Raw genomic sequence first — 13989 nt, 5'->3', positions numbered from 1 at the left:
CCAGCGGTGTTTCGGGATGACCGTGCTCTGGACCACCCCCTGTGTCATGAACGTCGCGTCGGGGCCGGTGAGGTTGAATCGAACCCGCCCGCCGTCCGTCCGCGAGAGAATTTCGGTGCTCTCGACCGGTTCGTAGAACGGGACGACGCTGGTCGCGCTGTGCTGTTCGAAGAAATCGAGCGAGAACGTGACGTCCTCGGGCGTGAACGGTTTGCCGTCGTGCCATTTCACCCCGTCGCGGAGATCGACTTCGACGGTCGTGTCGTCGACGAATCCGCCGCCGGTCGCGAGCGCGGGGATCACGTCGAGATCCGGCGAGGCGTCGAACAGCCCGTCGTAGATGTATTTGAGGCGGTATTCCTCGGCACCGCCGGCCGACCACGGCTGATTGAGCGAGTTCATCGACGTGGTCGTCCCCTTGACGTAGCTTCGGTCGCCCGTCCGTGGCTGGAGGTTGACCTCCGTCCACTGGAAGGTGTCCCGGGTCGGACCGGGGCCGGGCGTCGGAACGTATCCTTTGAAATTGCGGGTGTTCGCCGCGGTGATCACGTCGGGAAAGAGGCTGATGATCGCGCCGACGTCCTCGGCGAAGATTTTCTGAACTTCCTGTATGAGATCGGCGCGTCGTTGCTCGTCTTCAGTGATCTCGTCCTGTTTGTCGAGAAGCTCGTTGATCCGCGGATGCCAGTAATTGTCGTAGTTGAACGGGCTGTCCTTGGAGCGCCGGGTCAACAGCGCGTTCGGCCCGATTCCGCGGACCGGGTCCGGGCCGTGAGTGCTCATCGAAAACACGTTTTCGAGTCCCGGTGTGTCCCAGCTCTGTGCGTACAGCTGATTCAGCGGCCGGTCGATGATGCGGGCAGGAGCGCCCAGCGCGTTGACGCTGCTTTTCATCATCAGCGCGTGCTGTTTGCTCCAGGGATCGTCGTCGCTGGAGAACTCCATCGTCAGTGTTTCGAGCGGCGCTCCCGCACGTGCGGTGTAGTCGAGCGGTGGGCCCTCGGCCTGTGCCGCGTCGTCGAGCGTCGGCCAGTCGTGCCAGTATTTGGTCTCGACGCTCGCGGGCGTTCCTTTGGGAACGTCGGCATCGAGCGTGTTCCCGGCGTCGCGTCCGCCGAGGGACGAGCTACAGCCCGCGAGCGTGGACAGCCCGACGGTGCCGGCCGCGGCCGCGAGCCACCGTCGACGGGTGATCCGTCGTGTATCGATGGCGTCAGTTGATCGTCGATGATCGTTCGGTACCATGCTACGAGGTAGCAAATGGAAGGTATCTCATTGAAATTATCCCCNCGTGAGCCGTAGAGCAGCGCCAAGAGGTTCCGTTCCGCGACGCGCAACCGTTCGCTAGCCGTCGACTGGGAGACGTCCAGCGCCCCGGCGATATCGTTCGTCGATGCCGTCCGCGGAACGTCGAAGTAGCCCAGCTCGTAGGCGGTTTCGAGAACCGCAAGCTGTTCGTCCGCAAGCTTCGTCGTGATGACCTCGGTTATTCGACCACCGTCCAGCGGCTCGCCGGGGTTCTCTATCTGGCTCACGCTCTGTAGCTCGAACGCGCCCAGTGACTCTTCGAGATCGTCGGCGAGCGCCCGAAACGACTCCCAGTTCCGCGCGGTCACGACGACCTCGAACTCGTTCCCCTGGAGAACGATCCGATTCGGGATCGCCTCGTGGCGCAGCACCAGCCCGAGAATGAACGGATACGATTCGTTGGCGACGAGTGTGAGCCGACGGACGACGATCTCGGACGGTCCGGTCGGAATTTCGTGCGTGTAGAACATCCGCACGCCCCAGATATCCGCGATGGCGTCGTGAGGATCGAAATCAGTTGTCGAGGATATCGTAAGCGATTCGATCCACTTCCCGTCCTCGATGTAGAAGGCGTTGTCGAGCTCGATGCTCCGGACGCCGTCGATGCGGGAGCCGAGCTTCTCCATCACACCGGTCGGGACGGTGCGGAATTCGACGCGAAGAATCGATGATCACTCCGTACCACTCTCATCATCAACTGCGGTATATGCCTCACGGAACACACCGTCGACGGTTTCTCGCCCGATAGCACGAAACCCCTGCCGGACGGTCCGGTGACGGAACTCGACCATTCTGGGGCCAAGAAAACGTCAAAACAACGATATTGCTCGGCACGAACGTTTATGATGTCGGCATGCGTATCTCTCTGTCAATGGGGACTGTTACCACAACCCCGTCCGAGGAGGCCCGGTCGATATTCACGGAACTCGGCTACACCGTCTCTGGCAGCGGCTGCGAGCTCAGAGCCGAACGCAAATGGCGCGTCGTCCGCGTCACGGCCGCCGACGAGGCGACCGAACTGCCCGAATCGGGCGAGCTTCGCTGTTTCGTCGCGTGGATGGACGCGGCCCACGATCTCAGGGACCGCTTGATCGACGCCAAACCCGACTACGACTGGGCGGTCATCGGTGTCGACAGTACGGGCGAGTACGACGTGCTTCATCCGTCGCTCGGCCCGTCGCTGCTCGTCTAGTTCGACAGCTCTTTTCGCGCCGCCGCGAGCCCCGCGTCGGCGTCGATCCCGTCGCTCTCGCCGAGAACGTCGCCGAGCGCGCCGAGCACCGACAGCACGTTCGAGCGGCGCGCGGAGTGGCCCATGCAGCCGATCCGGAGGATCTCGCCGGAGAGATCGCCCAGCCCGCCCGCGACCTCGATGTCGTAGCCGTCGAGCAGCTCGTCGGTCACGGTCGCATCCTCGATGTCAGCGGGCAGGCGAACAGTGTTCAGGCTCGGTAGCCAGCTCGTGCTCGCGAGTTCGAGACCCATCGCCTCGATGCCGGCTCGCAGCCCGTTCGCGACGCGTTCGTGGCGTTCCCAGCGCGCTTCGATCCCCTCTTCGGCGGCGAGGCGCAGCGCCTCCCGCAGCGCGTAGACGTTCGTGATCGGCGCGGTATGGTGGTAGGCACGCTCCTCGCCCCAGTAGTCGGTGAGTTCGGTGAGATCGAGATACCAGGAGTTCACCGATGACTCGCGCTGTTCGATCTTCGCCATCGCCCGCTCACCGAGCGTGAGCGGGCTCGCCCCCGGCGGCGCGGAGAGACATTTCTGGGCGGCCGAGTATGCCGCGTCGATCTCCCACTCGTCGACCTTGAGCTCGACGCCGCCGAAGGTCGTCACCGCGTCGACGATGGTGAGTGCGTCGTTGTCGTGGGCAAGTTCGGTGAGCGCCGGCACGTCTGGCTGGAGCACGCCGGTGCTCGTCTCGCCGTGGACGAACGCCAGCAGGTCGGGGTCGTGAGCGTCGAAAGCCGCACGCACATCATCGATGTCGAGCGGTTCGCCCCAGGGGGCATCGACCGTCACGGTCTCGCCGCCGGACCGCTCGACCATCGACGCCATCCGCCCGCCGAAGTAGCCGTTGCCGGGCACCACGACCGTGTCGCCCGGCTCGGTGAGGTTCGCGATGGCGGCTTCCATCGCCGCCGAGCCGGTCCCGCTGATCGGGACCGTCCACTCGTTGTCGGTCCGGAAGACGTAGCGGAGGAGTTCCTGAACCTCATCCATCAGGTCGACGAACGCAGGGTCGAGATGGCCGACGAGCGGCGTGGCCATCGCCCGGCGAACGCGCGGGTGGACATCGCTCGGGCCGGGACCCATCAGCGTTCGGTTGGGTGGGGTGAGTTCGCCCACCGCGGGTCGTTCCATACCGGGGTGATTCGGGCAGCGTTGAAATGCCGTTCGTTTCGTGGTGCTGACCATCCCACCACGAACGGTTTATGCCCGTCCCGGCCGTCAGCAGCGGTATGTTCGTCGGCCACGCACTGGGTGCGTTCGCGACCGTCGCGGGCGGGGCGCGCCTGGTCGGCTGCTCGCGCGGGCGCTCGCTGGCCCTCGGCGCGTCGGCGGGCGCGTTCGCCGCCGCCCCCGACGTCGACATCCTCTACGCGCCGGTTGGGCTGGCCGAGGCCAGCGGCGTCGCCGACGCCGCCGAGAGCTTCTGGTCGGCCGGCAATCTCGTCCATCGTGCGGTGACCCACTCGCTGGTCGTCGGCACGGTCGTCGCCGTCGCGCTCTGGTTCTGGACTCGCGCACGGAGCGGGGAGACGAGCGACCGGAGCGACGGTTCGCTGCCGAACATCCGGCGTCTCCGCTCGCTGTTGAACGCCGAGTCCGGTGGCGCGCTGCTCGCACTTGGCGGGCTGGTCGCGGTCGCCGGCGTCGTGAGCGGACCGCTCGGCGCGCTCGTGATGGCCGCGTTCGCGCTCACGAGCCTCGCGATCGCCGAACTCGGCGCACACTACGGCGATCTCGGCCCGAAAGCGATACTGGTGACGGCGCTGATCGGCTTCATCAGCCATCCGTTCGGCGATCTGTTCACCGGCGAGCCGCCGCACATGCTCTACCCGTTCGCCACCCGACTCGTGAGCGAGCGCATCGTCCTCACCGCCGATCCGACGCTGCATCTGCTCGGCTCGTTCTGGCTCGAACTGCTCACCATCTGGCTCGCGGCGATCGTCTACTGCGAACTCACCGACCGGAGCCCGACGAGCTACATCCACGGGCGCGCGACGCTCGGGGCCGCCTACGCGGTGGCCGCGCTCGCGGTGCCCGCGCCGACGGTCGATTCGTCCTACGAGTTCGTCTTCAGCGTGCTCGCGGTCGGTGCCGTCGGGCCGGCCCCGCTCGTCCGCCGCCTCCGGCGCTCCCGACGAGCGATCGACGCCGAAAACGTGCTGACGGCCGCCCTCACCGGATTGGCGGCGGTGACGCTCGCGTCGATCGCCTACGCCGCCGTCTATCTCGTGCTCTGAGGGGAGGGATGAAGTCCCCCGCCGACGAAGGCGAGCCATGTCACGCGCGGAGCTCGATCGACTGCTCGAAAGCAAGCGAGCGAACGCCCTGCTCGCCTGGATCTTCGTCGCGTTCGTCGCCATCGTCGCGATTGTCTCGCTGGTCCGCGGGCAACTGCTCTGGGCGATCTTCGCCGCGAGCGTCGTCGTGCTCTCCGTGTTACCGGCCGTCACGCTCCGCTCGCCGCTGGTGATGGTTCCCTGGGAGGTGCTCGCCCTCGCGGCTCTGCCGACGCTCGCGCGCGCGTTCAGTCCCCCAGTCAGCGGGGTTGCGACCTATCTCGCGGTGGCAGCGCTCGCGCTCATCGTCGCGGTCGAACTCCATCTGTTCACGTCCGTGGAGATGAGCTATCGCTTCGCCGTCGGCTTCGTCGTGATCGCGACGCTCGCGGCCGCGGGCGGCTGGGCGGTCATCCGCTGGGTCGCCGATCTCTATCTCGGCACCGGCTTTCTCGGCTCGGAGGACGCGCTGATGTGGGAGTTCGTCGCCTCGACGGTCGCCGGCGTCGGTGCCGGCCTCTTCTTCGAGGGGTACGTCCGTCGGCGACTGCCGCCCGAACGCCTGCCCGAGGTGGCTCGATGAGGCTGCGCGATCGTCTCGGTATCTCCGAACACCGCCAGCGCCAGCTCACGCGCGCGATGGAGGTCGGCCTCGTCGCTATGTTCGTTCTCGGCCTCCTGCAGGGCAACACGACCGTCATCGTCAACACCCTGCTCGCGCTCGCGGTGACGCGATTGCCCGGGGTGCTCCAGCGCGATTACGGCATCCCGATGGATACGGGGCTGACGCTATGGATCACGGCCGCGGTCTTCCTGCACGCCTTCGGCGGCGTCGGCCTCCCCTGGACGACGCTGTCACCGTATCAGTCGCTGTGGTGGTACGACCATCTCACCCACGGGCTGTCGGCGTCGGTCGTCGCCGCCGTCGGCTACGCGGCCGCCCGTGCGCTCGACGTCCACAGCGAGGAGGTCTCCTTTCCCTCGGAGTTCATGGTCGTGTTCATCTTCCTGTTCGTGCTCGCCTTCGGCGTCTTCTGGGAGGTCATCGAGTTCACGGTCAGCTCGCTCTCGGCGCTGATCGGCTCGGGCACCGTCCTCACCCAGTACGGGCTCGAGGACACGATGCTCGACCTCATCTTCGATACGATCGGCGCGGCCGTCGTCGCCATCTGGGGCGGCGCACGACTGAGCGGCGTCGTCGATGCCATCGTCGCACGGCTCGATACCCGCGAACGCGAGACCAGGTAGGCGTCCACGACCGGGTGAGAACGGCCGTGACGTGGGTTTTATACTCCTACCGGCTGAAACGTACGCCGCGATGGTCTACAAGAAAATCACGATGATCGGAACGAGCGACGACGGGTTCGAGGCGGCCGTCGACGACGCCGTCGACCGCGCCGAGGACACGCTCAACAACGTCAAGTGGGCGACGACAGAAAATCTCGGCGTCGAGATCGCCGAAGTCGACGGTCGCGAGTATCAGGCCGAAGTCGAGATCGCGTTCGAGCTCGACGAGTAACGGGTCAGCCCGCGACTTCTCCGCTCAGGCGAGGCTCGCGCCGTCGAACTCGCCGCGGTCGTAGTCGATCTCCATGAGATCGAGCAGCGTCGGCGCGACGTCGAAGAGGTCGGTGTCGCCGCCGATCCGGGCGGTCGGGTCGTCAACGAGCAGCGTGGCGTTGTCGAAGCTGTGCATCCCGTTGCGTGGACCGGTGTCGAAGACCTCGTCGTGGCCCGAAAAGCCCGCTTTGAGATCGAAGCCGTGGCTCGGGATCGCCACGAGGTCGGGGGCGATGTCGTCGTGTGCGCCCCGGAAGGCGTCGCCCTTCTCGACGACGCGCTCGCAGACCTTCCGGCCGTCGGGGCCTTCGAGCGTTTCGAGGGCTTTCTTCAGTTCGGTGCGCTTGTCCTCGTAGTCCTCCTCAGCCACAGCACCGCGTGGCTCGCGCCCTTCCAGGTTGATGTAAAAGCGCCCGGGGATGAACGCGTAGGCCTCGGTGTCGTCGGAGATGTCCGTGAGGCTGTCGTGGTCGTCCTCGCCGTACGAGAGCCAGCCCTCTCGCTGGAGCCACTCGTTGAAGTGGACCTCGTGGTCGAGGCTGGTGAACCCGTGGTCGGCGGCGACGACCATCGTCACGTCCTCGGGCAGCATCTCGCGCAGACGGCCGAGATAGTCGTCGACCTTGCTGTAGATGTCGAGGAACTCCTGCTTGTACTCGCCGTCCTCCTCGTAGTGTTTGAACAGGAAGTGGTTCACTCGATCGGTCGTCATGAACACGCCGAAGAAGAGGTCCCAGTCGTCCTGTTCGATGTAGTGCGAGAACCCCTCGAAGCGGCCGTCGAGGGTCGCGTGGGCGTCCTCGACGAAGTCGGTCTTGTCGTCGTCGTGGCCGAGTTTCGCGTTGTTGTCGATCCGGTAGCCGGTCCCGTTGAGCGTCTCGCGCAGCTCGTCGGGGTAGGCGGCCTCGTCGACGCCCGGCGAGAGAAAGCCCGAGACCATCCGCTGAACGTCGCGCTGGGGCGGGAACGTGACGGGCACGTTCATCACGGTGGCGTCGCGGCCCTCCTCTTCGACGCGATCCCAGACGCGGGTCGCCTGGACGTCACGGCCCATCGGCACGTAGGTGTCGTAGGAGCCGATCTCGCGGTCCTGGAAGCCGTACACACCCGTCTCCCCGGGGTTGACGCCCGTCGTGAGCGCGGGCCAGCAGGCGCTCGATTCGGGCGGTACGATCGAATCCATCGGGCCGGCGGTCCCCTCCTCGGCGATCGCGGTGAGGTTCTCGAAGACGTCGGGGTTGTCCTCGATCAGGCTGTACGGAACCCCGTCGATGCCGAAGAAGGCAACACGCGGGGCGTCGTCGCCAGTGAGGCGGTCGAACAGTCCCATGGGTGGGTCAGTTCGGGCGCGTACAAAGAAGATTCGTTTCGATATCCTTACTCGTGGTCGGCCAGCGGCCGGCCACAGGCCGGGCAGCGCACGATATGCTGCTCGTGCTCGTCGTCGGCGCTGTCGGGGACCACCGTGGGATGATCCAACGCGACCGTGGTTCGTTTCGCTGCCATCACATCACCATTACCGGCCACGTACGCAAAAGACTATCCATAATTCCAACACATTCGCGGCGCACACCGAATAACCACGAGGAATATCACGAACAATCATCGTGATTATCGGGTACTGTTCGCCGCACACGAACTACGGAGTCTCCCTATCCTCTAGCAGCGAGAGAACCCCGTCCTGAGGCCGGAGGCCGAAGGGCGGGCGTGAATTGCGTTCGCTGTCCCACGCGCCGACACAACTGCCGGGACCGACACGCCACTCGTGCCGGATATTCCGCGTTCACTTTCGCTGTACTTCCCGACCACTTATGTCGGCGTAGCACGACAGGCTATGTATGGCGAATCGGACCGTCATCCGCACCCACCGCGCCTCGATTCGGAATCAGCGTCAGGTGCGTGACGGTCTCGATACGCTTGGGTTCGCCGCCGCGAAACTCTGGAACGTCGCCCGCTACACCGTGGGCCGCGTTTGGGACGCTTGCGGCCAGATTCCCGACGACTCGGTTCTCAAGTCGTACCTCAAGAGCCACGAACGCTACGCGGACCTCAACGCACAGTCCAGTCAGNCTTGCGGCCAGATTCCCGACGACTCGGTTCTCAAGTCGTACCTCAAGAGCCACGAACGCTACGCGGACCTCAACGCACAGTCCAGTCAGGCAACTCTCGAAGAGTTGGCTGAAGCGTTCAAGGGTTGGTACGGACACCGACGAAACGGGAACACGAAAGCGAACCCGCCCGGCTACCGCAAGAACGGCGATGACCACCCGCGTTCGACGGTCACGTTCAAAGAAGACGGCTTCAAACACGACGCCCGGAACGGCTACATCCGTCTCTCGAAGGGGCGGAACACGAAGGCTCACTGGTCGGATTTCATCCTGTGTGCCTACGACGCCGACCCAGACATTGCAATCGAGAACGTTCAGCAGGTGCGCGCCGTCTACGAGCATGGTGAGTGGCGGCTGCACATCGTCTGCCACCACGAGGTCGAAGTCGAACCGCCCGGCGACGGTACGGCTGGCGTGGATCTCGGCATCTGCAACGTCGCTGCCGTGTCGTTCGGCGACGAGTCGTTGCTCTACCCCGGTGGCTCTCTCAAGGAGGACGACTACTACTTCGCCAAGAAGCGCGCGAAGTGCGACGACTCGTTTTCCCGTGAGGCCCGCCGCCTCGACCGGAAGCGTACCGACCGCCGCGCCCATTTCCTGCACGCCCTGTCGAAGCACATCGTTGCCGAGTGCGTTGAACGCGAGGTCGGCACGCTCGTCGTGGGCGACCTCGGCGGCATCCGTGAAGACGAGAACGGCCCACGGGATTGGGGCGATCACGGCAATCTCGATTTGCACGGATGGGCGTTCGACCGTTTCACGACGATGCTCGACTACAAAGCCGAGGCCGAAGGCATCGAGGTCGAACCCGTCCCCGAACGGGATACGTCGAAGTCGTGTTCGGTCTGTGGTCGGTGCGATGACAGCCAGCGGGTCGAACGCGGGTTGTACGTGTGCGACGACTGTGGGTTGGTCGCCAACGCCGATACGAACGGAGCCGAGAACATTCGACAAAAGGTACTCCCGAATCTCGCCACGGATGGCGACGATAGGGATAACGGCTGGATGGCACAGCCAGCGGTCCGCCTGTTCGACCGTAGGGAGGGCGTTTTCGCTCCCCGAGAACAGGTCGTGGACCACGAACCATAATATTCCAACTGCGGTCGGGAAACCCCGGCGTTCACGCCGGGGAGGATGTCATCGAAGCAATTTATGCACTCGCTCTCGAAGCGCTCTTCGAATGGCGGTGAGTCCCTTCCCACGTCAGAACCGGCTGGCTCGGGGAAGCCGCTCGTGACCCGACGATCGCGGTTGCGGGCCGTACTGCGCGGCAACCGGTCGCTATGGCTGCTCGTCGTCTTCGCCATTGCGATCGCCACTCATGCTGAAACGATCCAGTACTGGTTCGTCGCGACCGATACGCTGCCGCTGATCGAGACCAGTCGCGTACAGAGTCTGAGTGGCGTCGCCGAACTGTTCACACAGCCGTTGATGGCCGGCACGGATTTCGTCGACACTGCGCTGTTCTACCGCCCGGTGTCGAGTCTCTCATATACGCTCGAATACGCAGTCTGGGGACTCTCACCGACCGGCTATCATCTCACGAACCTCCTTCTCCACGGGATCGCAACGGTGCTTGCTGCCGTCACCGTCGCCGAGATCACGCGCCGGCCCGCCGTCGGCTATCTCGGTGCCGTCCTCTTCGCCATCCATCCGCTGACGGCCGGTGTGGTGCCGCCGATCGCCCGCCGTCAGGACGTGTTGCTGACGGGTTTCGTTCTCGGTGCACTCCTGCTGTTCGTCCGCAGCCGTCGCACGAACTCCCGTCGGCTGCTTGCCGGGGCGCTCGGTGCGTATGCAGCGGCCCTCGGAACGAAGGAGCCGGCAGTCGCCCTTCCCGGGGTGATCTTCGTGTGGCTCGTCCTCTATCGAGGAACCGGCGAGTGGCGATCGACCCTCCGGCGGGCCGTGACGGGAACGGCTCCGTTCGTGGCGGTGACCGTCGCCTACGCCCTCGTTCGCCTCGTCGTTCTCGGTGGGGTTGGCGGCTACCGCGCCAGTGCTGCGTCGGGACCAGGGCTCTCCATACTGTTCGTCCCGCTCAAATATCTTCGATGGGTGTTCCAGCCGACGGACGTCGTGGAGAGCGTCCTCACTGCTCTCCCGCGATCGGTACTCCTCGTGGCGTTGCTCGGTGGTGCGGCCATCGGCCTCACACTCGTTCGGTACACCCGGCGTCGCGGTCTCGACATAGTTGGACTGGTGGCGCTGGTCGTCGCCGGTATCGCCTTCGAGGGGATGCTGGGGGCACACCTGCTGGCCCCCGCCATAAAAACCGTGCTGCCGTTCGGTCCGAACGAGTCGGCCATCGCGATCGGCTATCTCGTCGATTCGCTGTTCATCGTCGGCTGTGTGGCAGGGCTACTGGCGGCGATACGCGGCTGTCAGGCCGTCGATTCGTCGATACGTACCCATCTCGTGTTCTTCGCCAGCTGGTCGGTGATCGTTCCGGGACTGCTGCTGGCGACCGGTGCTGGCATCGGCGATCCGTTGCGGATCGACGATCAGATCCAAACCGGCTATCTCTGTCTCGTCCCGGCAATGGCCGCCCTGAGTTTGCTCGGGCTCACCGCCGCCGAAGCGGTCGTCGCTGCGATCCGGTCGAGGACGGTCCGCGTCGATACGACCGTCGTACTCCTCGTGCTCACAGTGTCGTTGCTATTGCCGCTCATCGTGACGTCACCCCTCGTCGTGTCGAATGGCGATTGGAACGCTGCAGGCCAACTGAACCAGCAGCTTCTCACCGGGATCGACGACGAACTCGACGGAACAGCGGCCGACACACCGGTCCGTCTGCTCGACCCGCCGACGACCGGCAGTGACGACCCGCCCCACACGACGTCGGTCAAACGGCTCCAGTCGTACTCGTTCGAGGCGTGGTTCGAACTCCAGGAGCCACCACAGAACAGAGAGGTCGAACTGGTCGGCCACCACGAACTGCGGCCACCGTACGACCGCCTTTCGCTCGAAGCAACGAGGGAGAACGGAACAATCGTCGTCAGAGCGGCCACCCCAGAGTGATCACTCGGTGGATGGTTCGTCGAGCGGTGCCATCGTGAGCGTCGTGATGCGAGTGTCGTCGACGCCGGTGACGGTGAGAGCGTAGCCGTCGAGTTCGACGCGGTCATCGATCTCGGGAGTCCGTCCGAGCTGGCTGAAGACGAGGCCGCCGATCGTATCGAACTCCTCGCTTTCGAGCCCGCTCCCGACGGTCGTGTTGACCGCCTCGATCGGCACACCACCGTCGATCTCGTAACAGTCGTCCGCGCGCTCGCTGATCGTGGGCTCGTCGGTCGTCGCATCGAACTCGTCGTGGATCTCACCAACGATCTCCTCGACGATGTCCTCGACGGTGAGGATGCCCTCGAACGACCCCCATTCGTCGATCACCGCAGCCATCTGCCGATCCTCACGCTGGAAGTCGGTGAACACGTCGTCGATGAGTTTGTCCTCCGGCACGATCAGGATGTCGCGAGCGAGATCGCCGGCGGTCGGTTCGGGCTCGTCGGGTGCTGTCCCCCGCCGATCGATCTCGATTCGCAGCAAGTCCTGGACGTGGACGAAACCGATCGGATGTTCGCCGTCGCCCTGCTTGACCACGGGATAGCGCATGTGATGGCCCGTGGTGGCGATCTCGTACAGCGTCGAGAGCGGCGTCTCGGTATCGACCGCCTCGACGTCGGGGCGGGGCACCATGATCTGCCGGGCGATGGTCTCTTCGAGATCGAAGACGCCCTCGATCATGTTCAGTTCGTCAGTGTCGATGTGGCCCTGTTCTTGGGATTGTGAGGCGGCGGTTCTGAGTTCGGCTTCGGTCTGTGACGTGTCGACCTCGGACGCCGGCGGGACACCGAGTGCCCGCGTGAACAGGTTCGCCGTCCCGTTGAACAGCACGAGTCCGGGCAGGAACAGATAGTAACAGGCCTTCATGAGCGGGGCGACGATTAGCGCCATCCGACCGGGGCGGTGGATCGAGAAACTCTTCGCCGCGAGCTCGCCGAACGTCACGTGAAAGTACGTGACGACGAACAGTCCGATCACGCTGCTGATCGCGGCGACGGCCACCTCCGGAACCAACGACCCCACCACCGGTTCGATCACCACGGCGACGGCTGGCTCGCCGACCCAGCCCAACGCGAGCGACGCGATCGTGATCCCGAGCTGCGTCACGGCGAGGTAGTCGTCCAGGTTTTCGAACCCCTCCTCGACGATCGAGGCGAATCGTCGGTTCTCCTCGACCAGCGTGTTCACCTTCGCGGCAGTGAGGCGAGTGAACGCGTATTCGGCGACCACGAACACGCCGTTCATCACCACGAGAAACAGCGCGAAGAGCAATCGGCCAGCCGCGGCGACGGCGTCAACCATCAGCTGTCGGGCGATCGATCGGGGATGATTCAGTCGATCCGACCGATCCAGTCGCCCACCGGTTCACCATCAAGAGCACCCTCATCACTCGATTCCGCTCGTCAGGAGCCGTTGTAGGCGGGACTGCCCCGATGGCGTCTCGTGGAATGGATGGTTCGGCTGTGTCGGTACTCACTTGTGTTATCTCAATGTTGGTGAGTAGCGGCTAAAGCCTCACGCTATGGCCCTCTTTCCATGGTTGATTGGGGCGTCGTGTTCGCTCACCGAAGACGCCTCTCGAAATCGATCGAGATCGTTCCCGAAATAATACCATATTCCATACATATCACCCTCGAAATCGAAGCTCTGCTTCGGGTTTATACTGTGGTGCCATTCTAATATACTGCTACCGACCATCCCAATCACTTATATTTCTGCTCGTAATATTACCGTTTAGATATATCATGAGCACTGAAACAGGGACGAGCCCCAGTACGACGCCGTTGGCAACGACGTGGCGGTATCTCGCGGCTGTCGGACTCCTCATCTCGCTGTTGGGCGTGGTTGCGATCGTCGCCCCGTTGGTGACGGGTCTCGCGCTGTCCGCGCTTCTGGGAGCGTTGCTCGTCGTGAGCGGGGTCAGTCATGGGGTCCACGTGTTCTCCGCACGCGGCTGGATAGGTGCACTCAGCCAAGGGCTGCTGGCGCTGTTGTACGTCGTCGGCGGGATCGTCACGCTGGTCAACCCCGTGCTCGGACTGACGACGCTCACGCTCGTCCTGGCCGTCGTGTTCGTGTTCAACGGCGTGCTCGAAATTCTCATGGGACTCAGACTGCGTTCGCGGCCGAACTGGTGGTGGCCGATCGCGAGCGGAGTCCTCGCGCTGGCCGTTGGCGTGTTGCTGTGGATCGGCTGGCCGAGCACCGCCGAATGGGCGATCGGCCTGCTCTTCGGCGTGAACCTGCTGAGCTCCGGCCTTTCGATGGTGTTCCTCGCGCTGAACGGGCGACGTGCAGCACGTGATGGCTCTGCCATCGGTACTTGAACAGCTCTCTGCGTCGTCATCGGCGACTCGGTCACGCCGAAATTCCGACGACGATCGGAACGAAGGCGCGAGCAGAGAGGTAAATGTACTAGTATCTTTACGCTGCGTCCCGAT

General features: G+C 64.4%; 13 protein-coding genes and 1 pseudogene. 8 read left to right on the top strand and 6 right to left on the bottom strand.

The annotated features are described in order from the left end of the window. On the bottom strand, positions 1 to 1245 hold a 1245-nt coding region (locus C448_RS08400), incomplete at its 3' end, for an ABC transporter substrate-binding protein (protein WP_239640560.1). 38 nt (positions 1246 to 1283) lie between these two features. After that, positions 1284 to 1934 (bottom strand): annotated as a pseudogene (locus C448_RS16775) (helix-turn-helix domain-containing protein); the annotation flags it as partial. Positions 1935 to 2179: 245 nt separating this feature from the next. Between C448_RS16775 and C448_RS08390 the strand changes: the two are divergent. After that, entirely contained in the window at positions 2180 to 2500 is a 321-nt protein-coding gene (locus tag C448_RS08390) for a DUF7116 family protein (protein ID WP_004053831.1), read from the top strand. Here the strand turns inward: C448_RS08390 and C448_RS08385 are convergent. Next, complete coding sequence (locus C448_RS08385; RefSeq protein ID WP_004053829.1) at positions 2497 to 3672, bottom strand: pyridoxal-phosphate-dependent aminotransferase family protein; 1176 nt, start codon at positions 3670 to 3672, stop codon at positions 2497 to 2499. The genes C448_RS08390 and C448_RS08385 overlap by 4 nt on opposite strands. A 71-nt stretch (positions 3673 to 3743) precedes the next feature. Here C448_RS08385 and C448_RS08380 point away from each other — a divergent pair, with 71 nt between their 5' ends. The 4 genes from C448_RS08380 (at position 3744) to C448_RS08365 (ending at position 6336) form a co-directional block, all read left to right on the top strand. Further along, positions 3744 to 4778: a metal-dependent hydrolase gene (locus C448_RS08380; protein ID WP_004053827.1), complete on the top strand. Its 1035-nt coding sequence runs from the start codon at positions 3744 to 3746 to the stop codon at positions 4776 to 4778. 37 nt (positions 4779 to 4815) lie between these two features. Next, positions 4816 to 5400, top strand: coding sequence for a hypothetical protein (locus C448_RS08375; protein ID WP_004053825.1), 585 nt, complete (start codon positions 4816 to 4818; stop codon positions 5398 to 5400). Continuing rightward, complete coding sequence (locus C448_RS08370) at positions 5397 to 6065, top strand: hypothetical protein (protein ID WP_004053822.1); 669 nt, start codon at positions 5397 to 5399, stop codon at positions 6063 to 6065. Before C448_RS08375 ends, C448_RS08370 begins: the two co-directional genes overlap by 4 nt. A gap of 70 nt (positions 6066 to 6135) precedes the next feature. Beyond that, positions 6136 to 6336, top strand: a complete 201-nt coding sequence (locus C448_RS08365) for a dodecin (RefSeq protein WP_004053820.1) — start codon at positions 6136 to 6138, stop codon at positions 6334 to 6336. A 24-nt stretch (positions 6337 to 6360) separates the two neighbouring features. On the opposite strand, the gene C448_RS08360 is transcribed toward C448_RS08365, so the two are convergent. Together C448_RS08360 and C448_RS16915 are read right to left on the bottom strand one after the other, a co-directional pair. Beyond that, positions 6361 to 7707, bottom strand: coding sequence for an alkaline phosphatase family protein (locus C448_RS08360; RefSeq protein WP_004053818.1), 1347 nt, complete (start codon positions 7705 to 7707; stop codon positions 6361 to 6363). 47 nt (positions 7708 to 7754) lie between these two features. Beyond that, on the bottom strand, positions 7755 to 7883 hold the full coding sequence (locus C448_RS16915; RefSeq protein WP_004053815.1) for a hypothetical protein: 129 nt from the start codon (positions 7881 to 7883) through the stop codon (positions 7755 to 7757). Positions 7884 to 8215: 332 nt separating this feature from the next. Between C448_RS16915 and C448_RS08355 the strand changes: the two genes are divergently transcribed. Then, the gene (locus tag C448_RS08355) at positions 8216 to 9574 is read left to right on the top strand and encodes an RNA-guided endonuclease InsQ/TnpB family protein (RefSeq protein WP_004053813.1); all 1359 of its coding nucleotides are present in this window, start codon (positions 8216 to 8218) and stop codon (positions 9572 to 9574) included. Positions 9575 to 9718: 144 nt separating this feature from the next. Beyond that, positions 9719 to 11506: a hypothetical protein gene (locus tag C448_RS08350; RefSeq protein ID WP_239640558.1), complete on the top strand. Its 1788-nt coding sequence runs from the start codon at positions 9719 to 9721 to the stop codon at positions 11504 to 11506. On the opposite strand, the gene C448_RS08345 is transcribed toward C448_RS08350, so the two are convergent. Continuing rightward, positions 11507 to 12850: a hemolysin family protein gene (locus C448_RS08345; protein WP_004053809.1), complete on the bottom strand. Its 1344-nt coding sequence runs from the start codon at positions 12848 to 12850 to the stop codon at positions 11507 to 11509. A 443-nt stretch (positions 12851 to 13293) separates the two neighbouring features. On the opposite strand from C448_RS08345, the gene C448_RS08340 reads away from it, so the two are divergent. Beyond that, positions 13294 to 13875, top strand: coding sequence for an HdeD family acid-resistance protein (locus C448_RS08340; RefSeq protein WP_394294945.1), 582 nt, complete (start codon positions 13294 to 13296; stop codon positions 13873 to 13875). The last annotated feature ends 114 nt before the right edge of the window (positions 13876 to 13989 follow it).

Origin of the sequence: Halococcus morrhuae DSM 1307 (assembly GCF_000336695.1) — an archaeon.
GTDB lineage: Archaea > Halobacteriota > Halobacteria > Halobacteriales > Halococcaceae > Halococcus > Halococcus morrhuae.
The sequence above is the reverse complement of the archived record's forward strand: the minus strand, read 5'-3'. Positions and strand labels throughout refer to the sequence as shown.

Coding starts and splice junctions, on each gene's coding strand:
- C448_RS08370 (WP_004053822.1), top strand. CDS start 5,397: ATGAGGCTGCGCGATCGTCTCGGTATCTCCGAACACCGCCAGCGCCAG.
- C448_RS08380 (WP_004053827.1), top strand. CDS start 3,744: ATGCCCGTCCCGGCCGTCAGCAGCGGTATGTTCGTCGGCCACGCACTG.
- C448_RS08375 (WP_004053825.1), top strand. CDS start 4,816: ATGTCACGCGCGGAGCTCGATCGACTGCTCGAAAGCAAGCGAGCGAAC.
- C448_RS08360 (WP_004053818.1), bottom strand. CDS start 7,707: ATGGGACTGTTCGACCGCCTCACTGGCGACGACGCCCCGCGTGTTGCC.
- C448_RS08390 (WP_004053831.1), top strand. CDS start 2,180: ATGGGGACTGTTACCACAACCCCGTCCGAGGAGGCCCGGTCGATATTC.
- C448_RS16915 (WP_004053815.1), bottom strand. CDS start 7,883: ATGGCAGCGAAACGAACCACGGTCGCGTTGGATCATCCCACGGTGGTC.
- C448_RS08365 (WP_004053820.1), top strand. CDS start 6,136: ATGGTCTACAAGAAAATCACGATGATCGGAACGAGCGACGACGGGTTC.
- C448_RS08340 (WP_394294945.1), top strand. CDS start 13,294: ATGAGCACTGAAACAGGGACGAGCCCCAGTACGACGCCGTTGGCAACG.
- C448_RS08385 (WP_004053829.1), bottom strand. CDS start 3,672: ATGGAACGACCCGCGGTGGGCGAACTCACCCCACCCAACCGAACGCTG.
- C448_RS08345 (WP_004053809.1), bottom strand. CDS start 12,850: ATGGTTGACGCCGTCGCCGCGGCTGGCCGATTGCTCTTCGCGCTGTTT.